Genomic DNA, 26,443 nt, shown 5'->3' with positions numbered 1-26,443 from the left:
ACGTTTTTTTTATTTCTACATTTTTTATATTCCTCATCTAATAATTTCATTAGATATGCCTAAAAATTACTTTCCTTCAGTTACTTATTTATTCATTTAAAAATAAGCCTTGTACATATATATATATATGTAAAGACTTATATACATTAATTTTTTCTAAATAAGAAAAGTTAAATATTTGAAAAAGAAATTCAATTCATCTTAAAGGAAAAAATAGTGCTTGTGAATACATTAAACTTTATCTCTAAGTAACCACTTGGAAAGTATAAATGTCACTGGGATTGTAATGATTAGACCCGCAAAAGGTGCAATTTCTGAAGCGATATTCAACCACTTTACGAATATATATAATAATAACGTTTGCATTCCCATATTGACTATCTGTGTGATAGGAAATCTTAAAAACTTTTCTATTGTAGGTTTTACTTTATATACAAAATAACAATTTAAATAATATGAAATAATAAAACTTACAATAAATCCAACAATGTGACTAACCATATAATTCACATGTAACACCTTTAACAAAAATAAATATGCTATATAGTAGTTAAAGGTATTAATTCCACCAACTATGATAAATTTTATAATTTCATAATGTATTCGGGTTAACTTCATCATATTTCCCCTTTGAACAGTTATTGTTTTGTACCATATGGGACTATTTTAAATGTGATGTCTTTGGGCAAATTATAATAGTGTTTGAAATCTTGAAGTTGTTCTTTTGACTTTGGTGTAGTCATATGAGTATATCGCTCAAATGGTAATCTTTCCAATGTTATTTTCTGATGTTGTTGATGTTGTGTTATTTGTTCTTTAATGACGTCTATTCTGTGCACACTACTAATATGTATAAAAGTAAATCCAATCATCATAATGATGCTGATGATAATCGCAAATATTTTAATTATATATTCTAGTTGTTTAAATAGCACATCACATTGCTGAATTAAACAAAGTAATATCACAATCCATAAAGTATAAATAAAATAAAAATTTCTATAACTTATAGGCGTCACAAATAGAAGTGGCAAAACAGATGAAGCCATAGCTATAAAACTTCCTATCGCAATCATTTTTATGTATCTTTGCTGTATCGTTTTAAACACAACGTATATCACACTCATCATGTAAATAAAGCAAATCGTTGTATTCAAAACAGCTATAGAAATTGATGATTTATATAATTCAAAATGAAATTGATTGTAAACAAAGATCTTATAAACAGGTAAAATAATTAAACCTAAGAGTAGTGGTATTTTAATATAAGTTCTCATATGCTTCAGGCTTTTATTTTGCTTAAGTAAAACTATACTTACTATTGATATCACAGTAAGAATAATCATTTGATTAATAAACATATATTGTGGTACCAGCTTAAATAACGTCACACCTGCTTTATGTATCATTCCCTGACTATCGGAAATTGAATAATGCGTATTTAATCCATCCTTAATTAAAAAATAATTGAAGTTTAAAAACATTATAATATTACCTATACAAGTAAGCATCAATCCTACAATTAAGAAATAACTGAGTCTTTTTTTAACAAAGAAATAGACTACCAATCCTATTAAAATAATTAGGCTATTAGCAATAGAAACATTCTCCAAGAAGAATTGTCCAAACAAACTTACTAATAAAAATACCCATAATTGCATTTCAGAAACTGTATCGTGCGACTCAATTATTTTAACTACCGTAAAAAGAATAAAAAGTGATAGGACTGTAGCAGGTATATAACTAAAAAATCCAGTAAACCACCCGTAAGTTTCGCTATAAATTGTATTAGGCACAGTAACCATAAACACGAAACTCAAAATAAAATAAATACGATTCGTATGTAATTGAACCATATAAACGACTATATAAATAACCAAAAACGAAGTTATCGCATATATCAAAGCTCTTAATATGACATTATGTACGGCTACCCATTCAAATAAATGTCCTAAATAACGACCATTTTCTTGAGTCAAATATTGGCTTAGATTAACTTTATATGCATGCCAATCCGTAGTTGATAATGGCGTTAAAATTGCCATTATAAGATAAAAAATAAAAATTCCTATTAACCAAAAAAATGATTCATATTGTTTTAAGTAATTCATTGTTGACCTCTCTGTTCTTCATGATGTAATTCAAAACTAACATTTAAACGATTATCATGTTTATTCTCTTTTTTATGTGATTCATTCAGTTATCTGCTCAAAATATATAGGCATTTATTGAAGCTATAATCATATTAATATATACATATTGCTCATCACCAATTTTATATTCTTATTATTATACAATTCACGTATGATTTCCATTTTAATTATCAAGATTTCTTTAGTTTAATTTCATTTTTGGATAGAATAAATATAAACCAATTGTTTAGGAAGTGATATAAATGTCACCATATAAAGTTATCATTGCACCTGATTCTTTTAAAGAAAGTATGTCAGCGAAGGAAGCTGCTTTTGCTATTAAAGAAGGATTCCAAGAGGTGTTCGATTCTAGTACAATATATGACATTATTCCTATGGCTGATGGTGGCGAAGGAACTACCGAAGTATTGAAAGAAGCCTTAAATGCTACCTCTTATTGTGTAGAAGTAAAAGATCCACTTAATAGAAATATCATGGCAAGTTATGCGAGAAGCGATGAACACCGTACAGCAATCATTGAAATGGCAGCTGCTTCAGGACTAGCATTATTGAGTAAAGATGAAAGAAATCCATCTATTACAACTTCGTACGGTACCGGCCAACTCATTAATGATGCACTTAATCACGGTGTTAATAAAATTATTTTAGGAATAGGAGGAAGTGCCACGAATGATGGCGGTGTAGGAATGTTAAAGGCTTTAGGTGTCTCTTTTAAAGATAAAAACAATCAAGAAATTCGCGATGGAGGTTTAGCCCTATCTCAGATAGAATACATTGATATTACTCGTATAAACCCACGATTGAAAGATGTGAATATTAAAGTAGCCTGTGATGTAACTAATCCATTATTAGGAGATAATGGAGCAACAATAGTTTATGGTCCACAAAAAGGCGCTCAGCAAAAGATGATACCAAAGTTGGATTCAGCATTACGTCACTATCATGATAAAATTGAAAGAGAATTAAATGTGAATGTAAAAGATATCCCAGGCGCTGGTGCTGCAGGAGGTATGGGAACAGCATTAATTGCGTTTCTAAACGCTGAATTACGTCCTGGAATTGATGTAGTTCTTGAAGAGACTCAATTTAAACAAAGAATAAAAGATGCGAATTTAGTTATTACTGGCGAAGGTAAAATGGATAAACAAACAATCTATGGCAAAACACCTATTGGCGTAGCCAAAGTTGCAAAATCATATGATATACCCGTCATTGCTATTTGTGGTAGTTTAGGAAAAGATTACGAAGCAATTTATCACCACGGTATCGATAGCGTGTTTAGTATCATGGAACGTCCATGCCACATTGACGAAGCTTTGAAAGAAGCCGAACTTCATATTAAACATACAACAGCAAATATCGCACGACTTTTACAATTAAAAATAAAAAATGATTGAGCATAATTATTAAATGAGGTGACAATATGAAACGAACAGATAAATATAGAGATTCATACAAATATGATGACCAATATCAAAATCATCGTAAACGTTCAGAAGAAGATATGTATCGACAACATCAAGAGTCGCAACAGAGAGCAAATTCAAATCGTGCAACACAAAGTAAAAATGATAGAGAGTATGAAAATCATCCTGAACGTTATTACAATGGAAGAGACTATCGACGTGAGCAACAATTAGAAGAAGAAAATGAAAAATCAAGCAAAACTAAAAAATGGCTGATTGCAATCATAGTCATTTTACTCATTATAGTAGCTATCTTTATCACACGTGCAATTATCAATCATAATAATGATAAAGTAAGTAATGACCCTAACGTTTCACAAAACTATAAAAAAGAAGTTGAAAATCAAAACGACGATATTAATCGACAAGTTGATTCAGCCAAAAGCGATATTAAAAATAAAAAGGACACCCAATCCCAAATTGATAAACTACAAAATCAAATTGATCAATTAAAACAAAATGAAGAAACCAATGCGGATTCTAAATTCACAAAATTTTATCAAAACCAAATCGATAAACTGAAAAATGCAAATAACGCGCAACTTAATAACGAAAATCAAAGTAAAGTTAACAACATGCTTGAAGACATCAATACAAAATTTGATAGTATTAAAGCTAAACTAGAAAATATATTGAATGGATCAAATTCAGGAAACTAAAGGCATGACACTTCAAACTAAATATCTACAAAACCTTAAGAATCTGGGACATAGATACTTGTCTCGGGTTCTTTTTTATCGAAGACAGTCGGTGATTGAATGACGTTTATTTACCAATTTTTTCTTTGACCAATATTACGTTGACAAAACTATCAATGCTTATTGGATAATACTCTGCTTTTTTATTTGTGTATGCTGATTACTTTTTTATGTAAAACGTATATAATAGATGCTATAACTTTTCTAGGAGGATAATGATGATGACTACAAGTTCCAAACACTTATCTAAAATATTAATCGTTATACTTGGCGTTATGACTGCATTTGGTCCTTTGACTATTGATATGTACGGACCATCTTTACCTAAAGTTCAGCATGCGTTTGGTTCATCAATTTCAGAAATACAACTTACATTATCCTTTGCTATGATAGGTTTAGCTATTGGTCAATTTGTATTTGGGCCACTATCAGATGTATTAGGTCGTAAAAAAATGGCACTCATTTTATTGATTGGATATTTAATAGCCTCATTATTATCAGTGTTTACAGTTCATTTAACAATATTTTTAATTATCCGTTTAATTCAAGGTTTAGCAGGAGGTGGTGCAATCGTCATAGCCAAAGCTTCTATTGGAGATAATTATGACGGAGACGAATTAGCAAAATTTTTAACTTCTCTTATGGTCATAAATGGTATAATCACCATTATTGCTCCACTGTTAGGTGGCCTTGCTTTATCTATTGCAAGTTGGAGAATGATTTTTATATTTTTAACAATCATTGCCTTAATAGTCATCTTAGGCATCTTATTAAAGATGCCAGTTGGGCTCCATCAAGAACAATCTCAGTTAAAATTTAAAGCAATATTTAAAGATTTTGGTCTGTTATTAACAAGACCCACCTTCGTTATTCCGATGCTATTGCAAGGATTAACTTATGTCATGTTATTCAGTTATTCGTCAGCCGCACCTTTTATTTCACAAAAGATGTATCATATGACACCACTTCAATATAGTACAATGTTTGCTATTAATGGAGTTGGTTTGATAGTCGTTAGTCAGATAACTGCTATTATAGTAGAAAAGATAAGCCGATATACGATGCTCATATATTTAACAATCATTCAAATGTTAGGTGTTGTAATTTTAATATTTACTTTAACATTACATCTTCCATTGTATGTTTTACTTATTGGCTTTTTTATTAATATATGTCCAGTCACTTCTATAGCACCACTTTGTTTTTCTATGGCAATGGCTGAACGCACAGGTGGAAGTGGCAATGCTTCAAGTTTACTTGGCCTATTCCAATTTATTTTAGGAGGCCTCATTTCTCCCCTAGTTGGTTTGAACGGTCAACATGATATGTCTCCGTATCTAATTATTATTAGCGCGACAGCTGTTTTACTTATCGCATTACAAATTATATATTTCAAATTATTTATGAAAAAAACATAGTTATTCGTAAATCAAAATATAGGAGTGAAATGACAATGTAGTATAATTAAGTGCCACTCCTATTTTCTATTTTAATAGTACCCATAGACTTGTAATTCTAAATTTACGTTTAGTAGTGTTTTAATGAACGTTCCTATTTTTATTTCAATTTTCATTCACTTGACAATTTTAATACTAATTCATCCCTTTCTACTCTGAATATCTGATGAAAACGCTCATTTCAAGTTTGTCTAAATCAATTTTGTATACTAAATAAATCGCACGTTATATAATATGTTTTATCAAAGTTATTAGAGGATACATTTTATGAAGATAATTTTACCAGTAAAGCCTATAAGTCAGCTATTCCCTATCCCTTTTGTTATGGGGTGTGAGGGAGTATCCGCAGCGATGCTATTACAATTTAATCATTACGATATTAAAGCAACACAAATAATGAGTCACTGGCCTAAACATCCGACCAATCCCTATAAAGGCTATGTTGGTCATCCTTTGTTAGTTAAATTTGGTCATCATCAAACAATATTTCCTGATGCTTTTGCGCCATTTCTTAAACAATATGATTCTCGAATTGTAGATGGTACAGGTACATCATTAAATCAACTTGAAAAATTTATCGACAAAGGTCAGCCGGTCATCATTTATCATACTAGTTTAGGTTCTAAACCGCTTCGACGTGTATTTCATTTCGACAATCAACCAACAAAACTAGTCTCAAATATTCACGTCACTTTATTAATAGGGTACGATGATGACTATTATTATTATATTGATCCGTTATGGAGTCGTTTAACAAAATTTGTTATTTTCCCATCTATTATTCCTAACTCTAAACAAATCATCAAAATTAAAAAACGCACTTTGGAAAATAGTTATAATGCACCAGGAAGAAAATGCATATATATCGATAATTAATAATAAAGTCTCTAGAGACTGTTTAATTTCAGTTTCTAGAGGCTTTATTAAATAAGTTGATACTAAATATCAAAATCGACTAAAGCATGATTTATTTCATATGTTATATCGTCTGTCATCCATTGTCTTTGATATCCTAAGCACGGACATATATATATTATGTTGTTTTCAACAAGTTTTTTTCTAAAATGAACATGCCCCATTACACTAAATCGAATAGGATAATTTTTATAAATAGTATCAAAATCATGAGTACCAATAAATGCATTAAAAAAGTCAAAAATACGATGAGGCGTTGGTACTACGAATTGAGGATGTGTTACAACGTGCGTAACTAGTATAATTTGACGTGGACTTACATTGTTAATGTCTTTTTCAACCTCTTGAGCAGCTAAGAGGGATAGTTGCGGGTCTGATAATGACCAATCTGTTCTTACTTTATCTTGCCAAGTTGCACCATAATGTTTACCACTTGCTATTTTTTGCTGAGAAAAACGATTATCTGCATAGCTATAATCATACCAACCGACATGGCCTACAATTGCATATTGATCATTAATAATGATTGGATTGCCTATTAAGCATTCCTTTTTTGAACGAAAGAATGATAGTATTTCTGTTGAAGTTTTATCTACTTGGTCAGACCACAAATCATGGTTCCCAGGAACAAAATAAGTAGGTATCCCACTTATTTCTTGAATGCTTTGAATAAATTTGTAACTTATCCGATAGTCATTAGATATATCCCCTGCTATGATAAGTAACTCAATAGACCTTTGTTTAATCACCTGACAAAGCTTTTCTAAATATATTTCAGGATTTAAGTGTGGATGACGGTCAATGTGTAGGTCAGAAATAGTACCTATTTTCATCTTCTCAATCCTCATTTCTCTTTATAATAACTTACATTATTACATAGAGATAAATGAAAGTTAATTCATGTGATTAATTATCATTATACTTGCTATTTGTAAAATAATGTCTATAATTAAGCATAATTTTTAATATAAACTTTTCTTTCATTGTATTTCATAATTTTTTATTACAAGGTTATAACTATTAATTTAAGATACCATATTAATACATATATCCACTTATATTTCTGAAAATTCTTGATTTTTTTAAATATGTTGGATAAGATAAGCTTTAAGTAAACGCTTTCATATACGTATCCTTAAGGAGGAAGTTGATGGCAAAACAGCTACAAAGAGAATTGAATAATAGGCATATTCAATTAATTGCTATTGGTGGTGCTATAGGAACTGGTTTATTTTTAGGTTCAGGACAGACAATTTCTCTAACCGGACCTTCATTACTCTTTACTTACATGTTGATAGGTATAGTGTTATTTGCTTTTATGAGAGCTCTTGGTGAATTATTATTAAGTAACTCTAAATTTAATTCATTCGTAGATATTGCAAATGAATACCTTGGTCCGTTTGGTGGATTTGTAATTGGGTGGACCTATTGGGTTTGTTGGATTGTCTCTAGCATGTCGGATCTCACTGCGATGGGACAATATTTTGCTTATTGGTACCCACAAGTCCCACACTGGTTGACAGTGCTATTTATTGTACTCATACTTATATCGTTTAATTTGCTTGGTGCCAGATTATTTGGAGAACTTGAATTTTGGTTTTCTATAATTAAAGTCGTTACAATTATTACGATGGTTATTGTAGGTTTAGTTCTGATTTTTTTATCATTTAAAACAGAATATGGACACGCTTCTTTTGGTAATTTAATACATCATGGCGGTATGTTTCCACATGGCGTAGCTGGATTTTTAATGTCCTTCCAAATTGCTGTATATTCATTTATAGGTATAGAACTTATAGGCGTCACAGCTGGTGAAACCAAAAATCCAGAAAAAACAATTCCTAAAGCAATAAATAACGTTCCAATACGAATTTTATTATTTTATATAGGTGGTTTACTTGTAATCATGTCTGTCATTCCATGGTTTAAAGTTGATCCTGATAGTAGTCCGTTTGTTAAATTATTCACACTAATTGGTGTGCCCTTTGCTGCAGGCATAGTTAATTTTGTTGTTTTAACTGCAGCAGCATCTGCAACGAACAGCGGAATATATTCTAATAGTCGAATTTTATTTGGTTTAGCGAAACAAGGTTTAGGTCCTAAAGCATTAACAAAAACTAATTCTAATGGTGTGCCTTATCTCTCAATGTTCGTATCTTCAATAACATTGTTAATCGCCGCTTTATTAAATTTTGTTTTCCCAGATGCTATTAAATTATTTATTTATGTAACGACGTTATCTACTGTTCTATTCCTTGTAGTATGGGGAATGATTATCGTCTCTTACATCGCATACGTAAAGAAGAATCCCGAACAACATCGATCAAGTGCATTTAAATTATGGGGCGGAAAGATTATTGCCTATATTGTGTTATCTTTTTTCTTATTTATCTTTATTCTACTATTCTTTAGCAAAGATACTAGAGTAGCAATTTTTATTTCACCGTTATGGTTTATCTTCTTATTCTTTTATTATAAGAAATACAAGAACAATGCTGAATCTTTAGCCAAAAGACAGCAACATTAATGTAATATGTGATTAAACTTAATTATAACCTATGACTTTACAATATTAATCATCAAGATTTGCAAAATATATATGATCTCAAAGCGAATGTACTCATTATAATAAGGACCAAAATTTCACTTTAATCAAGTGTATTTGGTCCTTTTTTTATTTCATTAATTTGAATGGAATAGTACACAAAGTAACGTTTTTTTGATAAATTAGATGCAATTTCAAACGTAAACTCGTTTGATTGTGCAACAAGTGCTGCCAAGCCTTTTTAGGGATAAATTCTGGAACGACTACTGTAATTAAATAATTTTTATCATTCGCTTTTTTACGAATTTTATCTATAAATCGTGAAATCGGACGAATAATACTTCTATACTCTGAATGTAAAATCACAAGTCTTACATCAGGAAAATGTTTTTTCCACTTAGTCATAAAAGCTTGCTCATCCTCATCACCAAATGTCACATGTACTGCAATAACATCATCATTAGCTAATAATTTAGCATAATAAATAGATTTATCAACTACAGTTGTAATACTTTGAATTGGTACAATCGCTAAATTGCGATCTACAACAGGAATGTCATGTATATCAATTTCAGATCGTAATTCACATGCTATATTCTCATAATGTACATGAATTCTAATAAAAATAAATACAACAAAAGGTAAAAATAAAAGAATTGGCCATACTTGATTCAGTTTGGTAATAAGTAAAATCATGAATACGATAAACGTAATCGTACCACCAATTAAATTGATAACAAGCTTTATTCCCCATCGTTCAGGACGTTCTCGAAGCCATTTTAAAACCATACCAAACTGAGCAAGCGTAAATGGAATAAAAACACCTACTGCATATAATGGAATGAGGTTCTCTGTCATTCCTTCAAATAGAATAATTAAAATGATGGCTAATACACCTAATATAATAATCGAGTTTGAATAACCGAGACGATCACCACGAACAGTAAACATACGTGGCATATATTTGTCCTTAGACATTGATGCAGCAAGCATAGGAAATGCTGTAAAACCAGTATTAGCAGCCAATACCAAAATCATAACTGTAGTAGCTTGTATAAAATAAAACGCTACATTTTCACCAAATATTTGGGACGCAAGTTGTGAAAGCACGGTCGTTTCAGTTTGAGGCATAATTCCATATATATATGAGAGTACAACAATACCTACTAGTAACACTGCTAAAATTGTACCCATAGTGACTAAAGTTTTGACTGCATTCTTAGGTGCTGGATTTTTAAAATTTGTTACTGCATTGGATATTGCCTCTACACCTGTAAGTGATGATGCTCCAGATGAGAATGCTTTTAAAAGTAAAAATAACGTAACACCTGGCACAGTACTCCCTATAGTGGAATGGATATGTGGTGCGATTTGTCCAGTAGCTACGCGAAATGTTCCAACAGCTATCAAAACAATTAAACCTATAATAAATAAGTAGACTGGATATGATAATACAGTTGCTGATTCAGTCAAACCTCTTAAATTCATCATTAAAATAAAGAGTACTAATAAGCATGCAATAAGCACTTTAAAATGATATAAGTGAGGAAATGCGGCAACAAAAGCATCTGCTCCTGAAGAAATACTCACTGCCACCGTTAATATATAGTCGACTAATAAAGACCCTCCAGCTAACAATCCCCATTTCTCACCAAGATTTGTTTTAGAAACAATATACGCTCCCCCACCTTTTGGATAAGCATAAATAATTTGTCTATAAGATAAAATTAAAGCTGTTAATAATATTAGAACTGCTCCAGCAATAGGCAACGTATACCAAGATGCTACAGCTCCTATCACCGATAATGTAATTAATATCTGTTCAGGACCATATGCAACTGATGACAACGCATCGGATGATAGGATAGCTAATCCTTTAAATTTTGAAATTTTCTCGTTTTTTAAGTCTCTGTTTCTTTTAGGTCTACCAATCAAAAGTCTTTTAAATTGAATGAACATGACTCCTACCTCTTTAACTCATTTTGATGGATAAAACTATACTCCCATAAAACAAAATTGTATAGCTACTTCACATATCTTTAATCATTACATTTACTCTATTAGTGTTTTATTACACTTTAAAATTTATTGTTTTTCACTAAGAAGACTACTTGATTAAGATATAGCTAACCCAATATCTATTCGTTATCTGTAACTTTATACACCAAAACTGTTATAATAAATTCACTTATTGTTGCCATAACGCAGGCAATAAATTTTTAAATTTAAAGTAGAGGATGCTTAATGAAGATAAAACTGTTTGTCATTGTTGTCATTTTTTTGATGACCATTTTATCTATAATTTCAATTACAACACGAGAAATTACACATAGTAAGAATGAGACGATATTGACACATGCTTCTCAAAAACATATTGATAAAATGGTTGAGACAGCAATGAAGAAAGGAGATATCCCCGGACTAGCAATATTAATCATCAAAGACAATAAAATCTTTTTAAATAAAGGATATGGTTATGCCAATATTGAAAAAAAAGCAAAGGTAAACCCACATACTCAATTTGAAATTGCATCCAATACTAAAGCTTTTACAGGTTATGCAATTCTACAATTAGTTCAAGAAGGAAAAATAAATTTAAATGACAAAGTAAGTACATTTATACCTGGATTTAAAATGAAGTATGAAGACAAAAAAATTGATATTACTATTGAACAGCTATTAGCTCAAACTAGTGGTATACCTGGAGATATCACTGAAGAAAATCGTTATTCTAAACAGTACGATAGTATTGAAAATATCGTTAATTTTGCAAAAGGAAAACTTCTGAACCATGCACCTGGAGAAACTTTTGAATATTCGAATATGAATTATGATATTTTAGGTCTTATTATTCAAAATGTTACCCATCAATCCTATACATCATACATCCAAAAGCATGTTTTAGCCCCTTTAAAAATGAAACATACCACTTTTAAAGTAAATAATACGAAAGCTAATAACGAAGCATTAGGTTACATATGGGAAGATAATGAAAATAAAGTTGCACAACCAGAGTTTAACATCGGTGATACGCCTGCAGCATATATGATGTCAAGTACAAGTGATTTAGCAAAGTGGGTCCAACTACAGATCCACCCTACTTCAAAATCACAAGCCCAGTTAATTCGTCAATCGCATCAGGTATTATCTAACTCATTAAATAGTGAGCCTAACGCAGATAGCTACGGTTCAGGATGGTTTATAAATACTGATGACCATCTCGTATTACATACCGGCGTTTTAGATAATTTCTCGTCACAAATTTTATTAAATATTCGTAAATCTTATGGCATTGTCGTATTAGCGAATACAAATTCAAGTCAAGTGACTCGTCTAGCGGAACATTTAAATACTCAAATTATGAATAATCGTCATTACACAACCATAGAAGAAAAAGTGAACCAAACGAAAAATATGCAACTTATCATTTCCACACTGGCCGATATATTCATGGTCATATTTAGTATCTTAGTTTTTAGTAAAATCTTAAAATTACGTGATGGTCACATCTTCATCCGTAAATGTTTACGAACTTCAATCATGTTCAGCATCATTTTGTTGGGATTTGTAGCAATAAATATTCTTTTTTACCTACTTCCTTTGATAATATTAGGAGATGCAACTTGGGGGTTTGTTTTATCATGGTTACCTTTACATTCGAAATATTTAATTGTAAGTGTATATCTAGCCATAACCATGTTACTAATTTGGTTATCTTTATTAAGTATAACTTACCATTCTGATGAAAATAAAAAACATAAAACAACACCTAAGCATTAAAAAGCCACATTTAAGACATGCGATACACACCTAAGAATGACTTTGTTATTTTTAAATCATGCAATATTATACTATTTTGATGAACTTGAACATCATTTATCATAAAATTAATATAATTATTAACAAAAGGAAGTATCACTATGCATAAACGACTTTTCATCACTTTATTAGGTTTTATCATTTTACTAGCTGGATGCGATTATTCTAAAGAAGAGAACCAAACTGGTATATTTTATAACGTTTTTGTAAAATCTATGGATGAATTTCTTCATTTTCTTGGCAGAGTTTTTCAGGATAACTATGGCTTTGCTATTATATCTATTGTACTCATAGTTCGTTTCATCCTATTACCTTTCATGTTAATACAAGTTAAGAATATGCATATGATGCGCGAAAAAACAAAAGTCGTCCAACCAGAATTGGATGCTATAAGAGATAAAATGAAACACGCAACATCACAAGAAGAACGCAATGCAGCCAATCAATTGCTTTTGAAAAAGTATCAATCGTATGGGATTAATCCTTTAAAAAATATGTTAGGCTGTCTTCCTGTTCTTATACAAATGCCTATATTAATGGGTCTTTATATGAGTTTGAAGTACCCTTCGAGTCACGGAATTACTGAATACCCACACTTCTTATGGTTTGATTTAACGCAACCTGATTTGATTATGACAATAATCGCAGCAATCATGTATTTTGTTCAACCACTTGTAAACTCAATCCATTATCCAAAAGATCAAAGAAAAACTTATTATTTTATGATGGTGTTTTCACCGATATTCATAACATATGCATCTCTACATTCTGCTGCAGCTTTGGGCTTATATTGGAGTATAAGCGCTGCTTTTCTAATTGTGCAAATGCATTTTGCCCACTCTCACTATAAGAAAGTGGCACTACATGAAGCTAAAAAACTCAAACAAAAATTTGAGCATCATAAAGACAATAGTGAGTTATTAACTGAAGAGTCATAAAACAGCACGCTATAAACAATCTTGTAAAAATTGTTTATAGCGTGCTTTTCGTTCTCCACTATTAAATATGCCATGTTAATAATTTAAAAAGAGCTTGTAACTCAAACGATCCATATATTATTTTATCATTGTGCACCACGTTGATTTTCTTTAGCATGTACAAGATTTGTTACAAAATCATTTACAGGTGTAGCAATATGATTCTCTTTCCCTAATTTACTAACTGCTCCATTAATATAATCTATTTCAGTTGTTCGATTATCTTTAATTAAGTCTTGGTACATAGAAGGATAGTGTGGGCCTACTTTATCATTTAAAGCAATTAAGTAATCAAAAATCTCATCAACATTAAGATGAACATCATCAACTGTTGCAACATGAACAATTTCTTGTGTAATTTTATAGATCAAATTTTTAGCGTCATCACTATTATTCAGTGCTGCCAAATTACATTCAAGTATAGTACATAAAGAATTAGCTGTACCATTAACACATATTTTTTTCCAAATTGATTGATGTAAATGTTCACTTTTTACACCTTTTAATTCTGCATTTTGTAGCAGATTAACAATGATATCTACGCTTTCTTTTCCCTCGGGCACGAGACACCCAATTTCAACAGGACCTTGCCCCATTAAGTGCGTGTGGCCAGGTTGATCAATACCGGCAGTCCACGTTGTTACTCCACGTACAATTCTATCTATAGAAACATATTGTTGTATAAGACGTTCATGTTTCAAACCATTCATAGTGCACACAACAATCGTATTATCATGAAGATGGGGTTGAATATGACTAAGCACTTCTTCTAATTGCATAGATTTAGGAAATAGAAAAACAATATCATAGGACGTGTCTTTAGGAATTTCCGTTAGTCTATACATAGGTAACTTGAAATGATGTGCTTCACCATTAATATCGATATGTAGACCGTCCTGTTGTATTGTAGTAACTTGAGGTTCCCAATTATCAATTAAAGTGACGTCATAATCATGTTGAAACAACTTAGCACCAAATCCACTACCTAATGCGCCAGAACCTGCAATTGCTATTTTCATATATTCCATCTCCTTACAATTCTATATTGTTTTTAAAATACTACTTTACTACATACCAGTCAATATAATACGGTTATTTTGTAAGAATTTTCTGTTAATTAAGAATAAGTATTATCTTCTCAAACGTACATTGCTTACTCAACATTTTATTAGCACAGTAAATCGTTTCTTTGTTAATTTATTATTCAATTTCAGTTGCGTTTTTAAAATATGAGTAGAAATAGTTTCATATTGACTGGATTATCTCTTTTCTCTTTAACAAGAATTAGAATTTATAGACTTCTTCATACCTTTATTTTTACTGAGTTCTCGATGTCAATATAGAAAAATGTCTGAGACACCAGTGATGTCCCAGACACAAATTCATATTTTTCCATTTCAATATTAAAGATGAATTTAAAAGTTGATGACTATATTCTTATACATTAGATTGTTTTTTCGGTATTAAGAACAAAATAGATAGGAATGCTAATAATGCTATAAGCGCATTAAACATTACTCCAGTAAAACCACCTAAAGTCAGATTCAGTTGAGCTGCAAGTACGCTGTAAACTGTACTTGAGATGGCCACACCAAATGCATTTCCTAAAGATGATGCCATCTTATATACACCGGATGCGACGCCTACTTTATCATCTGGTGCTTGTGCAACAGCTGTATCCGTGGATGGTGTTGCATAAATACCTAAACCGGTACCAAATAATAAATAACCAACGACACTTGACGCTATATACCAAGCATTAGGTAAAAACGTCAAAGATAATAATATTAATCCTATGACGGTCAAGGCACTTCCGAGTAACAAAGGTCTTTTAGGTCCTAGCGATTGTAATATCATTTCACCCACACGTATCATAATTAATACTGCAACTAGATATGTAAGTGAGATATATCCAGTTTCCTGAGAGTTAAAATCTAATTTTTGCTGATAAAAAGTATTTACTACAATCAATGTACCACCAGCTACACCATTCAACATAAAGTTTGAAATCGTTGCACCTGTATAACCTTTGTTTTTAAAGATATCAAAATCGACAAGTGGTTGTTTGATTTTATTTTCGTAAATCACGAATATAATTAACGATATAACAAAAATTGCAATAAGTCCCAAAATAAATGGTGAGAACAAACCAAATTGAGAGGTTTGAGTTATTATCACATTAATACTTAACATGCTAACCACTAAGATGATTAAACCAATAACATCAAATTTCTTTTTCTCTGTCGGTTGATCTCCTATAGGCTCTGCTTTTGTTTCGGGAGTATGTTTAATGAGAAACATGGATAATATTGTCAGAATAATTGAAACAATAAAGATTGAGCGCCATCCAAGGTTAGTTGCCATTAAACCACCAAACAAAGTACAAACACCACTACCTCCCCATGAACCAATGGACCAGTAGCTTAATGCACGTTGTCGTGCTGTCCCAATATAATATTCATTAATGATTGCGAGTGTCGCTGGCATTATACACGCCGCTGACAATCCTTGAATAGCACGTCCAATAATCAATAAACTTGGTAATGGTGTAATAATGATTAAAACTGACCCAACAATATTAAGTGCTAAGCCTATGTATGTCATTTTTACTCTACCAATTTTATCTGCAATATCTCCTGCACCTACAATAAACAAACCAGAAAATAGTGCCGATAAGCTAACTGCTATATTAATGGTGCCAATATCACTATTGTATGATGATTGTAATGGCACGACTAGATTTACAAGTGATTGTGCAAATAACCAAAATGTAATAACCCCTAAAATAATCCCTAATAATAAGCGATTATCTCCCCTAAACTTTTGTGATGTATTCATCTATCACTTACTCCTTCACAATTAATTAGAAATCTCTAAATAAGACTTATTTAATTACAATATCCATTTCTTATTTTACAAATCTTTTATTTGCTTTCTTCTAATATCATTTTTACATTAAGAAACTTTATCATATTTAGAACAACTTTTTAACTGAAATAAATATATGACTAAATCGTTTATCATTTTAATATTCATTCATCCTAGATATGTTTCTTTTTTAATTTCTTGTAATTTTTAGAAAATTTGTGAATATAGAAACTTATTCTACACTATCTAGTTTCAATTTTCCATACTATAATTGATTTAAACGTGTTTTCATATAAACTATAAATATATGAAACAAGCCAATGTAAGTGCTTTTATTTTTAATAAAAATATATTTCTTTTTTGGGATATTAAAACTAAATGAGGATTGACGTTATGCTTAATTTATTTATTTTATTACTTGAGCGCGTGGGATTAATTATTTTACTCGCATATATACTCATGAATATTAATCATTTTAAAACAATGATGAGCGAACGTGACAAATGGCGTTCAAAATTCCAACTAATCATTATTTTTGGTATATTCTCTATGATTTCTAATTTTACAGGAATTGAAATAGAAAATGGCCATATCGTATCTGGTGATATTTATTATCACTTGAGCAAAGATGCCTCAATGGCCAATACCCGTGTATTAACTATTGGTGTTTCTGGTCTAATAGGTGGACCGTGGGTAGCTATAATTGTAGGGATTATTTCAGGATTATGTCGTTTATATATTGGCGGGGCTGACGCATATACCTATCTCATTTCATCCATAGTTATCGCTATCATATCTGGTTACTTCGGTCATCAAACAATAAAACAAAATACATATCCGTCCATTAAAAAAGGTGCTATTATCGGTGCAATAACTGAAATTATTCAAATGAGCTGTATATTATTATTTACAAATAACTTACATCACGCAATTACATTAGTCAGTTTTATAGCACTACCGATGATTATCATTAATGGTTTGGGTACAGCCATATTTTTAACCATCATTTTGTCGACCATCAAGCAAGAAGAACAAATGCGTGCAGTCCAAACGCATGATGTATTACAACTCGCTAATGAAACACTACCTTACTTTCGATCTGGACTTAATGAAAAATCAGCCCAACAAGCTGCTGAAATTATTTTAAAATTAATGCAAGTGTCGGCGGTAGCTATTACAAATAAAAAAGATATTTTAACACATATTGGTGCAGGCAGTGACCATCACGTAGCACGTAAAGAGATTATTACAGATTTATCTAAAGAAGTGATTCAATCAGGAAAATTAAAAGTCGCTCATACGAGAGAAGGAATTGGATGTCACCATCCTAATTGCCCTCTTGAAGGAGCCATTGTCGTCCCTCTTTATATACATAACGAAATCGCAGGGACTTTAAAATTTTACTTCACTGATAACAATATTATTTCAACTTCAGACCAACAACTCGCAAAAGGCCTCGCTAATATATTTTCTTCACAGCTAGAACTAGGCCAAGCTGAAATGCAGGGACAATTGTTGAAAGACGCTGAAATTAAATCATTACAAGCACAAGTCAATCCACATTTCTTTTTTAATGCTATTAACACTATATCAGCACTAGTACGAATTGATAGTGAAAAAGCACGACGTTTACTGATTCAACTCAGTCAGTTCTTCCGCTCTAATCTTAATGGTGCACGTAATAATACAATTACTTTACAAAAGGAATTACAACAAGTAGCAGCATATTTATCCTTAGAGCAAGCACGTTATCCAAATAGATTTAACATACATTATCGAATTGATGATCAGTGTCAAGATGCGCTTATCCCACCTTTTATAATTCAAATATTAGTGGAAAATTCTATTAAACATGCATTTAAAAATCGTAAAGTGAATAATCATATTGATGTGAATGTTAGCATGAAACAAGACTACTTAAGTATATCTGTTCAAGATAATGGGCAAGGCATACCAGCTGATCAATTAGATATCATTGGATATACGACAGTGACGTCTACCACTGGTACTGGTAATGCCTTAGTCAATCTTAATAAAAGACTTACTGGACTATTTGGAACAACATCGGCACTAAACATTCAATCTTCTCAATCAGGCACGACTGTAAGTTGTTTAATTCCGTATAAATCTTCTAAGGAGGAACACTTTAATGAAAGCGTTAATCGTTGATGATGAGCCACTTGCAAGAAATGAATTACAATATCTTTTAAATCTTAATGATGCTATAGATGAAATTGAAGAAGCAGAAAACATAGAAGAAACATTGGAGAAGTTACTCTACAACACATTTGACTTAATATTCTTAGATATAAATTTAATGGATGAAAGTGGTATTGATTTAGCTCAAAAAATTAATAAAATGAAGCAATCACCACATATTATCTTTGCAACCGCTCACGAGAAATTCGCAGTCAAAGCTTTTGAATTAAATGCAACCGATTATATACTAAAACCTTTTGAAAAAGATCGTATTAATCAAGCTGTAAATAAAGTTGGCATGGCTAAAGATAAATCAAAAAACAAAGATAAAACTATCACACCTAAATATATTGATTATAGTGATGATGAGCACGCTCAAACACATGTACTACCAATTGAAGTGGATGAACGTATTCACATCTTAAATTTCACAGACATTATCGCATTATCTGTTAATAATGGGATTACTACGATAGATACAACAAAACAAAGTTATGAAACGACCGAAACACTTAATCATTACGAGAAAAAACTACCTTCCTCACTATTTATTAAAATACATCGCGCTACTATCGTTAATAAAGAACATATCCAAACAATAGAACATTGGTTTAATTATACATATCAGCTGACGTTAACTCATGAATTTAAATATCAAGTTAGTCGTTCTTATATGAAGACTTTTAAACAACAACTCGGTCTTCAATAAAATTTAAATCATGCTTTATGAGTTTCACCTTTAAAATGGTGCATCTCACCCTAAAATATTTGTAAGTGAGCTATGAAACCACATATAGTAAACGCTTTCATTCTATAATATAACCATGAAGAAAACAGAAGGGAATGGTTATTTTGGAACAAACGCATCTCGTTAAAAACAAAGCGGTTGATAACAAGAAGTCAATGAAATACAGTATTTTTCAACAAGTATTAACGATTGCAGTGATTTTACTTATATCAAAAATTATTGAATCATTTATGCCTATACCAATGCCAGCTTCAGTCATTGGACTCGTACTATTATTTATCGCATTGTGTACAGGCATTGTGAAATTAGGTCAAGTTGAGACTGTGGGAACTGCATTAACCAATAATATTGGATTCCTATTCGTACCAGCTGGTATTTCAGTCATTAACTCTTTACCAATCCTTAAGCAAAGCCCTATTTTAATTATTTTACTTATTATTATTTCAACACTTTTATTATTAATTTGTACTGGCTTTGCGTCACAATTATTAGTGACGAAATCACTTTTCCCTTCTAAAGAGAAAAATGAAGAAACAAGTCACATAGGAGGGTAATCAATGATTGAACATTTAGGAATCAATACACCTTATTTTGGGATATTAGTATCATTAATACCATTTGTCATAGCGACTTATTTTTATAAAAAAACGAATGGTTTCTTTTTACTAGCACCTTTATTCGTAAGTATGGTTGCAGGTATTGCTTTTTTGAAATTGACAGGAATTAGTTATGAGAATTATAAAATCGGTGGCGACATTATTAATTTCTTTCTAGAACCAGCTACAATATGCTTTGCGATTCCTTTATATCGCAAGCGCGAAGTATTAAAAAGATATTGGTTACAAATATTTGGTGGTATAGCTGTTGGTACAATTATTGCCTTGTTATTAATTTATCTTGTTGCAATAACATTCCAATTTGGCAATCAAATTATAGCATCTATGCTACCCCAAGCTGCAACGACAGCAATTGCATTACCTGTATCTGACGGTATCGGTGGTGTCAAAGAATTAACCTCACTCGCAGTTATTTTAAATGCAGTTGTCATTTCTGCTTTAGGTGCTAAAATAGTTAAATTATTTAAAATATCTAACCCTATTGCCAGAGGACTTGCACTAGGGACAAGTGGACACACTTTAGGTGTCGCGGCAGCTAAAGAATTGGGTGAGACTGAAGAATCAATGGGAAGTATTGCCGTTGTCATCGTTGGCGTTATTGTAGTAGCAGTAGTTCCTATCCTTGCTCCAATCTTATTATAATTACCCAAAACTATAAATATATCTAAAATACCCCTGAAAACTTAATATATTAAACAAACAATGCCAGGAACATGATTTTGTGTTCCTGGCATTGTTAATGTATAAGCAACTGTTGACTAAAATAATCTCTGTTTCAGTCACTGTCTATGCTTTTTATATTAATTAAGTTTATTGATATCTATTAACGTAATTTTTGTACTTGATGTTTTTGCATTGAATCTTTTTTGTTTTTACGAGTAGGATCTAAACGTTTTTCTAGATAACGTAATCCTATATCTATAATAATTGCTATTAAAGCAATTGGTATGGCACCTGCTAAGATGAATGTTGTTCCATCTGTTGAATTTGTACCACGAATAATAATATCACCTAGTGTTGGAGCACCGATAAATGACCCAATCGCTACTATTCCGATAGCAACAACAAGTGCTATTCTAACACCACCAATAATAACAGATAAAGATAATGGTAACTCTATCATTCTTAATATTTGATTCCCCGTCATTCCCATACCTTTACCAGCATCTTTAATATTTTCATCAACTTCTACAATACCAGTATAAGTATTTTTAATAATAGGTAATAACGAATACAGGAATACAGTTACAACAACAGTTGTTGGTCCTAATCCCATAGCCAACATAAGTATGGCCAACATAGCGATTGCTGGAACAGTTTGTATAATATTTGCAATTGTAATCACCGGCCACGATAAACGTCTATACTTAGCTATGAAAATACCAATAGGAATTCCAATTATACAAGCAAACAACACACCATATACCGACATTAATAGATGTTTGAAGAACAGTTCTAGAAGAAAGGCCCAGTTCAGTGAGTAATATTCGATGATTGAATGTAACAAATTACCTTTCATTACTTATGACCACCTTTCTTTTCTTCAAAGTAATGATGTTTCTTTAAATATTCTTCAGCTATCACTGCAGGTTCCTTACCTTTTCCATCCGCTTCATAATTTAACTTCTGCATTTCTTCTGTTGAGATTTTACCTTCTAATTTTTTTAGTGCCTTATCGATTTCTGGATTATCCTTTATTAATTGTTCATTTGCAAGTGGACTACCGTCATAAGGCGGGAAGAATTTACGATCATCTTCCAATATTTTCAAATCATAAGCTGCAATACGTCCATCTGTTGAATACCCAACTGCTACATCTAATTTATTATTTTTTAATGCATCATATACTAAACCAATTTGCATTGGACGCGCACTATCAAATTTAAATCCATAATCTTTAACAAAAGCTGGATATCCATCACCTGCACGGTTCATCCATTGGGTATCCATTCCAAGACGTAGTTCATCTTTATATTTCTCTAAATCTGATACTTTTTCTAAGTGATACTTTTTAGCCGTTTCTTTTGTCACCATGAATGCGTATGTATTCGCAAACCCAAGTGAATGATAAAACTTTTCATCATATTTCTTTTTAAATAAGCGTTGTGTTTCAGACATGGCTTTTTCAGGATCTTTAGTAGGTTTAGCTGCTAATACACTCGTCAATTCAGTACCTGTGTATCGTACAGCTGACATATTTGCATCTCCTCGTTGTAACGCATTATGTTGAATAATGCTAGAACCTAGGTTCCCAATCAACGTCGGTTTGATTTTTCCATCAGTTTCATGTTCAATTAATAATTTTTCCATATGACCTATAATCTTAGTTTCACTTGTTTCAGTCGTTGTAATTTTCACATCATCTTTTGCATTTCCATCACCTAAGCCTGGTAAACTGCATCCAGATAACACGATGAGAGATAATGCAACCAGAATCAGTGTATAGTTAAAATACTTCTTCAATGTCAATTCCTCCCATTTATCTAGATACTTTTAATCCTTTAGGTACAACCCATTTTTCAACTAATGAAAGTATAAAGTCAATAACTAATGCTAATAAAGTAACAACAATCGCTGCACTAATAATCATAGGTGGTTGATAGAGATTTAATCCATTAAATACAAGATCCCCAAGTCCACCCGCACCTACATAACTTGCGAGTGTTGCCCAACTAATGACGTATACACTTGATAGACGAATACCACTAATAATAAGTGGTAAAGCTAAAGGCATCTCAACATCTTTCATTAATTGAAATTTAGTCATTCCCATACTTTGACCAGCTTGAATAACATTTTTATCGATATTTTTAACACCTAATACTGTATTATTTAAAATTGGTAATAATACATAGATAAATAATGCAACAATAGCTGGTGTTTTTCCTACTCCAAATATTGGAATCATGATGGCTAGCACAGCCAAAGTAGGAATGGTTTGAAGCACGCCAGCAACTGTTAATACCACATTAGCAGTGCGTTGCGTTTTTGATAATAAAATACCTAAAGGGACAGCTACTACAATCGCTAACAATAATGCAAACATAGAAATATAAAAATGTTCTACCGCTTTCGATAAAAGTTGGCTACCGTATTCTTGTAAGAATGCTTTCATTATTAATCCTCACCTCTATGTTGGGCATCATGATAATCATTCACATCTTCATTTACGTTTGTTCGTGCATCAGTTTGATTTTGCGGTAAATCATGATTATTTTCATCTGAGCTTTCAATTGGGCTCTCATGACTATCAGAATCTTCTTCGCCCCAAATTGAGTCATACACAATATCGACTAAGTTTGCACGCGTAATTAGACCAATGAGATGTTCATCATTATCGACGACAGGTACATTTCTAACATTACGTTTTAGAATTGTACGCACAGAGTCTTGTAATTTTGAATTGATATGTACTTTGTAAACATCCCTTTGCATGGTATCAATTAATTCTTTACGCGCACGTAATCCTTGATTGATATCTTCAATATCTAAAAATCCTAATAATTTATTTTGATTATTGACTACAAAAATAGTATCTACACGACGTGTTCTCATAATATCTACAGCATCATTCAATGAATCATCTGCTTTAACAGTGACGGGTTTGATCATAGCACTTTCTACAGATTTCATATTAGGACGATCCTGAATCAAGCGATTTTGCCCAATAAAATCTCTAACAAAGTCATTTGCTGGATATCGTAAAATATTGTCAGGTGTATCGTATTGAACGACTTTTCCCTTAGACATAATACATATTTTGTCTGCTAATTTGATGGCCTCATCCATATCATGAGTGACAAAAATAAATGTTTTTCCTAATTTTTGTTGTAATTCCTTTACTAAATCTTGTAATGTATCGCGTGTAATAGGGTCTAATGCACCGAAAGGTTCATCCATTAATATAATATCTTGTTCAGCTGCTAAAGCGCGTACAACACCAATTCGTTGTTGTTGCCCTCCTGATAATTCAGCTGGATAACGATCTAAATATTCTTCAGGTAAATCTACCAGTTTAATAAGTTCTTTAGCTTTTTCATCTTTCTTCTCTTTAGACCATTTTAAAAGTTTAGGTACTAAAACAATATTTTCTCGAATAGTCATATGTGGCATCAAACCAATTTGTTGAATGACATAACCGATACTTCTCCGCAATTCAACAGGATTCATATTACGGACATCTTTTCCATTCATCATAATCTGGCCATCTGTCGCCTCAATCATACGATTAATCATGCGTAGTGCAGTTGTTTTACCACTACCACTCGTCCCAATAAAAGCGATAAATTCACCAGATTGAATATCCAAAGAAATATTATCTACCGCTTTTTTATTCCCTGAATAAATCTTGGTTAAGTTTTTAATACTTAACATAATTGTCTTCCCCTTCCTATATAAAGAATGTCTTGTTCCATGACCTAAAAAAAGACCTCTGATGCAATTGTTAAACAAATAATGACTAAAGTTAAACAAAAGACAAAGGCCTTTGCTTATATATTTTTACGTTAAATTAATAGTCTTAAACATTAACCATTAATATGCTATACATGAAAACAGAGACAGATACTAATATATACCCAATGAGTTGAAAATAAACACTTTTCACAGAATTTTTATAATTATTTCTATGTTAAAAAAATTATAAATTAAGAAATCTACGGTTGTTTATGTAAATGATTCACTATCTACGAATTAAAAGTTTAATTTTTATAATATTGTGAAAAATATCACATTATATGTCGGTGTTCTCTTGAAAACAGAGCATTTTAGTATTATGCTCAAAATGTAATAAGAATTATTACATCACATTAAAGACTGATATTCATATTTTGCAGTCAAATTTATATTTAAGGGGTTTTTATTATGAAAGCAGCAGTATGGTATGGACAAAAGGATGTACGCGTTGAAGATCGCGAACCCAAAGTAATAAAAGACAATGAAGTTCAAGTTAAAGTCTCTTGGGCTGGTATCTGTGGTACAGATTTACATGAATATTTAGAAGGACCTATTTTTATTTCAACTGATCAACCGGACCCACTACTTGGTCAAACTGCACCTGTGACTCTAGGTCATGAATTTTCTGGTGTCGTAGAAAATGTTGGTAAAGACGTATCACGTTTTAAAAAAGGGGATCGTGTGGTAGTTAATCCAACAGTGTCTAGAAGAGAAAAGCCGGAAAATGTTGACTTATATGATGGTTATTCATTTATAGGACTAGGTTCTGATGGTGCGTTTGCCGAGTTTACCAATGCTCCTGAAACAAATGTTTACCATCTACCAGATAATGTTTCAGCACGAGAAGGTGCTCTTGTAGAACCAACAGCAGTTGCTGTCCAAGCAGTTAAAGAAGGCGAATTATTATTCGGTGATACTGTAGCGGTATTTGGCGCTGGGCCAATTGGTTTGTTAACTATTGTTGCAGCAAAAGCTGCTGGTGCAAGTAAAATATTTGTCTTTGACTTATCAGAAGAACGTTTAGCGAAAGCTAAAAGTGTGGGTGCGACTCACGTGTATAACTCAGGTAATGTCGATCCAGTACAAACAGTTTATGAACATACTGACAACGGTGTAGATGTGTCATTTGAAGTTGCTGGTGTAGGTATTACTTTACAACAATCTATTGAAGTAACACGTCCACGTGGTACTGCTGTCATCGTATCAATCTTCGGTCATCCCGTAGAATTCAATCCATTATTACAAATGAATAAAGGTGTCAAATTAACAACTACAATTGCTTATACACCAACTACATTCCAACAAACAATAGATTTAATCGCTAATGGTAGCTTAAATGTTAAAGATGTCGTAACAGATCAAATTGAATTAGAGAATATTGTTGAAAGTGGCTTCAATCAACTTGTAAACGATAAATCTCAAGCTAAAATTTTAGTCCGTTTAAATGGCGACCAAAAATAATTCTAAACAGAATATCGTTCATTTTATACGAAAGGTTGGGACATAATTCCTAGCAAAATAGCCAG

At 31.7% G+C, this 26,443-nt stretch carries 22 protein-coding genes; 12 read left to right on the top strand and 10 right to left on the bottom strand.

Annotated features, from left to right (window positions below; genetic code table 11):
- Window positions 1–231: 231 nt before the first annotated feature.
- Together HMPREF2663_RS07370 and HMPREF2663_RS07365 are read right to left on the bottom strand one after the other, a co-directional pair.
- The gene (locus HMPREF2663_RS07370) at window positions 232–618 is read right to left on the bottom strand and encodes a GtrA family protein (RefSeq protein WP_002495945.1); all 387 of its coding nucleotides are present in this window, start codon (window positions 616–618) and stop codon (window positions 232–234) included.
- 20 nt (window positions 619–638) lie between these two features.
- Window positions 639–2,111, bottom strand: a complete 1,473-nt coding sequence (locus HMPREF2663_RS07365; RefSeq protein WP_002490623.1) for a hypothetical protein — start codon at window positions 2,109–2,111, stop codon at window positions 639–641.
- Window positions 2,112–2,395: 284 nt separating this feature from the next.
- On the opposite strand from HMPREF2663_RS07365, the gene HMPREF2663_RS07360 reads away from it, so the two are divergent.
- The 4 genes from HMPREF2663_RS07360 (at window position 2,396) to HMPREF2663_RS07345 (ending at window position 6,650) form a co-directional block, all read left to right on the top strand.
- Complete coding sequence (locus tag HMPREF2663_RS07360) at window positions 2,396–3,550, top strand: glycerate kinase (protein WP_002496284.1); 1,155 nt, start codon at window positions 2,396–2,398, stop codon at window positions 3,548–3,550.
- A gap of 26 nt (window positions 3,551–3,576) precedes the next feature.
- Complete coding sequence (locus HMPREF2663_RS07355; protein ID WP_002486765.1) at window positions 3,577–4,278, top strand: membrane protein; 702 nt, start codon at window positions 3,577–3,579, stop codon at window positions 4,276–4,278.
- 257 nt (window positions 4,279–4,535) lie between these two features.
- The gene (locus tag HMPREF2663_RS07350) at window positions 4,536–5,735 is read left to right on the top strand and encodes a putative multidrug effflux MFS transporter TcaB (protein WP_070846110.1); all 1,200 of its coding nucleotides are present in this window, start codon (window positions 4,536–4,538) and stop codon (window positions 5,733–5,735) included.
- A 306-nt stretch (window positions 5,736–6,041) separates the two neighbouring features.
- The gene (locus HMPREF2663_RS07345; protein WP_002447176.1) at window positions 6,042–6,650 is read left to right on the top strand and encodes a C39 family peptidase; all 609 of its coding nucleotides are present in this window, start codon (window positions 6,042–6,044) and stop codon (window positions 6,648–6,650) included.
- A 62-nt stretch (window positions 6,651–6,712) separates the two neighbouring features.
- Here HMPREF2663_RS07345 and HMPREF2663_RS07340 read toward each other — a convergent pair whose 3' ends face one another.
- Entirely contained in the window at window positions 6,713–7,522 is an 810-nt protein-coding gene (locus HMPREF2663_RS07340) for a metallophosphoesterase (protein ID WP_070846108.1), read from the bottom strand.
- Between the two features lie 317 nt (window positions 7,523–7,839).
- Between HMPREF2663_RS07340 and HMPREF2663_RS07335 the strand changes: the two genes are divergently transcribed.
- A complete protein-coding gene (locus HMPREF2663_RS07335; protein ID WP_070846106.1) occupies window positions 7,840–9,216 on the top strand; it encodes an amino acid permease in 1,377 nt (458 codons plus the stop codon).
- A gap of 147 nt (window positions 9,217–9,363) precedes the next feature.
- Here the strand turns inward: HMPREF2663_RS07335 and HMPREF2663_RS07330 are convergent, their stop codons facing one another.
- Entirely contained in the window at window positions 9,364–11,193 is a 1,830-nt protein-coding gene (locus tag HMPREF2663_RS07330) for an APC family permease (protein WP_070846104.1), read from the bottom strand.
- Window positions 11,194–11,478: 285 nt separating this feature from the next.
- Between HMPREF2663_RS07330 and HMPREF2663_RS07325 the strand changes: the two genes are divergently transcribed.
- On the top strand, window positions 11,479–13,014 hold the full coding sequence (locus HMPREF2663_RS07325; protein ID WP_058703034.1) for a serine hydrolase domain-containing protein: 1,536 nt from the start codon (window positions 11,479–11,481) through the stop codon (window positions 13,012–13,014).
- A 140-nt stretch (window positions 13,015–13,154) separates the two neighbouring features.
- Window positions 13,155–13,991: a membrane protein insertase YidC gene (gene yidC / locus HMPREF2663_RS07320; protein ID WP_002447171.1), complete on the top strand. Its 837-nt coding sequence runs from the start codon at window positions 13,155–13,157 to the stop codon at window positions 13,989–13,991.
- 125 nt (window positions 13,992–14,116) lie between these two features.
- On the opposite strand, the gene HMPREF2663_RS07315 is transcribed toward yidC, so the two are convergent.
- Both HMPREF2663_RS07315 and HMPREF2663_RS07310 read right to left on the bottom strand, forming a co-directional pair.
- On the bottom strand, window positions 14,117–15,049 hold the full coding sequence (locus HMPREF2663_RS07315) for a 2-dehydropantoate 2-reductase (protein WP_002490639.1): 933 nt from the start codon (window positions 15,047–15,049) through the stop codon (window positions 14,117–14,119).
- A gap of 418 nt (window positions 15,050–15,467) precedes the next feature.
- A complete protein-coding gene (locus HMPREF2663_RS07310; protein ID WP_002490590.1) occupies window positions 15,468–16,868 on the bottom strand; it encodes an MFS transporter in 1,401 nt (466 codons plus the stop codon).
- A 423-nt stretch (window positions 16,869–17,291) separates the two neighbouring features.
- Here HMPREF2663_RS07310 and HMPREF2663_RS07305 point away from each other — a divergent pair, with 423 nt between their 5' ends.
- From HMPREF2663_RS07305 to lrgB, 4 genes are all read left to right on the top strand, one after another.
- Window positions 17,292–19,067, top strand: a complete 1,776-nt coding sequence (locus HMPREF2663_RS07305; protein ID WP_002475839.1) for a sensor histidine kinase — start codon at window positions 17,292–17,294, stop codon at window positions 19,065–19,067.
- Window positions 19,048–19,806, top strand: coding sequence for a response regulator transcription factor LytR (locus HMPREF2663_RS07300; protein ID WP_002447167.1), 759 nt, complete (start codon window positions 19,048–19,050; stop codon window positions 19,804–19,806). Before HMPREF2663_RS07305 ends, HMPREF2663_RS07300 begins: the two co-directional genes overlap by 20 nt.
- Window positions 19,807–19,949: 143 nt before the next feature.
- Window positions 19,950–20,399, top strand: coding sequence for an antiholin-like murein hydrolase modulator LrgA (gene lrgA / locus HMPREF2663_RS07295; protein ID WP_176746331.1), 450 nt, complete (start codon window positions 19,950–19,952; stop codon window positions 20,397–20,399).
- Window positions 20,400–20,402: 3 nt separating this feature from the next.
- On the top strand, window positions 20,403–21,104 hold the full coding sequence (gene lrgB / locus HMPREF2663_RS07290) for an antiholin-like protein LrgB (protein ID WP_001831408.1): 702 nt from the start codon (window positions 20,403–20,405) through the stop codon (window positions 21,102–21,104).
- A 181-nt stretch (window positions 21,105–21,285) separates the two neighbouring features.
- Here the strand turns inward: lrgB and HMPREF2663_RS07285 are convergent, their stop codons facing one another.
- From HMPREF2663_RS07285 to HMPREF2663_RS07270, 4 genes are read right to left on the bottom strand one after another with little or no spacing between them, the layout of a single operon-like run.
- Window positions 21,286–21,981 (bottom strand): ABC transporter permease, encoded by a 696-nt coding sequence (locus tag HMPREF2663_RS07285; protein WP_002447165.1) that lies wholly within the window; start codon window positions 21,979–21,981, stop codon window positions 21,286–21,288.
- Entirely contained in the window at window positions 21,981–22,925 is a 945-nt protein-coding gene (locus HMPREF2663_RS07280) for an osmoprotectant ABC transporter substrate-binding protein (RefSeq protein WP_002458157.1), read from the bottom strand. The genes HMPREF2663_RS07285 and HMPREF2663_RS07280 overlap by 1 nt, the downstream gene beginning before the upstream one ends.
- Window positions 22,926–22,941: 16 nt before the next feature.
- The gene (locus tag HMPREF2663_RS07275; protein ID WP_001831629.1) at window positions 22,942–23,577 is read right to left on the bottom strand and encodes an ABC transporter permease; all 636 of its coding nucleotides are present in this window, start codon (window positions 23,575–23,577) and stop codon (window positions 22,942–22,944) included.
- A 2-nt stretch (window positions 23,578–23,579) separates the two neighbouring features.
- Window positions 23,580–24,836: a betaine/proline/choline family ABC transporter ATP-binding protein gene (locus HMPREF2663_RS07270; RefSeq protein WP_002447162.1), complete on the bottom strand. Its 1,257-nt coding sequence runs from the start codon at window positions 24,834–24,836 to the stop codon at window positions 23,580–23,582.
- Between the two features lie 489 nt (window positions 24,837–25,325).
- On the opposite strand from HMPREF2663_RS07270, the gene HMPREF2663_RS07265 reads away from it, so the two are divergent.
- Window positions 25,326–26,378, top strand: a complete 1,053-nt coding sequence (locus tag HMPREF2663_RS07265) for a 2,3-butanediol dehydrogenase (RefSeq protein WP_002447161.1) — start codon at window positions 25,326–25,328, stop codon at window positions 26,376–26,378.
- The last annotated feature ends 65 nt before the right edge of the window (window positions 26,379–26,443 follow it).

This window comes from Staphylococcus sp. HMSC077D08 (assembly GCF_001837945.1).
In the GTDB taxonomy this organism is placed as follows: domain Bacteria; phylum Bacillota; class Bacilli; order Staphylococcales; family Staphylococcaceae; genus Staphylococcus; species Staphylococcus epidermidis.
This window is presented reverse-complemented; position numbering and strand designations above follow the sequence as displayed.

What these genes read in the sequence shown, in the direction of transcription:
- HMPREF2663_RS07265 (WP_002447161.1), top strand. Translation starts at nt 25,326, where the DNA reads ATGAAAGCAGCAGTATGGTATGGACAAAAGGATGTACGCGTTGAAGAT.
- HMPREF2663_RS07275 (WP_001831629.1), bottom strand. Translation starts at nt 23,577, where the DNA reads ATGAAAGCATTCTTACAAGAATACGGTAGCCAACTTTTATCGAAAGCG.
- HMPREF2663_RS07270 (WP_002447162.1), bottom strand. Translation starts at nt 24,836, where the DNA reads ATGTTAAGTATTAAAAACTTAACCAAGATTTATTCAGGGAATAAAAAA.
- HMPREF2663_RS07355 (WP_002486765.1), top strand. Translation starts at nt 3,577, where the DNA reads ATGAAACGAACAGATAAATATAGAGATTCATACAAATATGATGACCAA.
- HMPREF2663_RS07315 (WP_002490639.1), bottom strand. Translation starts at nt 15,049, where the DNA reads ATGAAAATAGCAATTGCAGGTTCTGGCGCATTAGGTAGTGGATTTGGT.
- yidC (WP_002447171.1), top strand. Translation starts at nt 13,155, where the DNA reads ATGCATAAACGACTTTTCATCACTTTATTAGGTTTTATCATTTTACTA.
- HMPREF2663_RS07330 (WP_070846104.1), bottom strand. Translation starts at nt 11,193, where the DNA reads ATGTTCATTCAATTTAAAAGACTTTTGATTGGTAGACCTAAAAGAAAC.
- HMPREF2663_RS07325 (WP_058703034.1), top strand. Translation starts at nt 11,479, where the DNA reads ATGAAGATAAAACTGTTTGTCATTGTTGTCATTTTTTTGATGACCATT.
- HMPREF2663_RS07285 (WP_002447165.1), bottom strand. Translation starts at nt 21,981, where the DNA reads ATGAAAGGTAATTTGTTACATTCAATCATCGAATATTACTCACTGAAC.
- HMPREF2663_RS07360 (WP_002496284.1), top strand. Translation starts at nt 2,396, where the DNA reads ATGTCACCATATAAAGTTATCATTGCACCTGATTCTTTTAAAGAAAGT.
- HMPREF2663_RS07365 (WP_002490623.1), bottom strand. Translation starts at nt 2,111, where the DNA reads ATGAATTACTTAAAACAATATGAATCATTTTTTTGGTTAATAGGAATT.
- HMPREF2663_RS07345 (WP_002447176.1), top strand. Translation starts at nt 6,042, where the DNA reads ATGAAGATAATTTTACCAGTAAAGCCTATAAGTCAGCTATTCCCTATC.
- HMPREF2663_RS07310 (WP_002490590.1), bottom strand. Translation starts at nt 16,868, where the DNA reads ATGAATACATCACAAAAGTTTAGGGGAGATAATCGCTTATTATTAGGG.
- HMPREF2663_RS07305 (WP_002475839.1), top strand. Translation starts at nt 17,292, where the DNA reads ATGCTTAATTTATTTATTTTATTACTTGAGCGCGTGGGATTAATTATT.
- HMPREF2663_RS07300 (WP_002447167.1), top strand. Translation starts at nt 19,048, where the DNA reads ATGAAAGCGTTAATCGTTGATGATGAGCCACTTGCAAGAAATGAATTA.
- HMPREF2663_RS07340 (WP_070846108.1), bottom strand. Translation starts at nt 7,522, where the DNA reads ATGAAAATAGGTACTATTTCTGACCTACACATTGACCGTCATCCACAC.
- HMPREF2663_RS07370 (WP_002495945.1), bottom strand. Translation starts at nt 618, where the DNA reads ATGAAGTTAACCCGAATACATTATGAAATTATAAAATTTATCATAGTT.
- lrgB (WP_001831408.1), top strand. Translation starts at nt 20,403, where the DNA reads ATGATTGAACATTTAGGAATCAATACACCTTATTTTGGGATATTAGTA.
- HMPREF2663_RS07350 (WP_070846110.1), top strand. Translation starts at nt 4,536, where the DNA reads ATGATGACTACAAGTTCCAAACACTTATCTAAAATATTAATCGTTATA.
- HMPREF2663_RS07335 (WP_070846106.1), top strand. Translation starts at nt 7,840, where the DNA reads ATGGCAAAACAGCTACAAAGAGAATTGAATAATAGGCATATTCAATTA.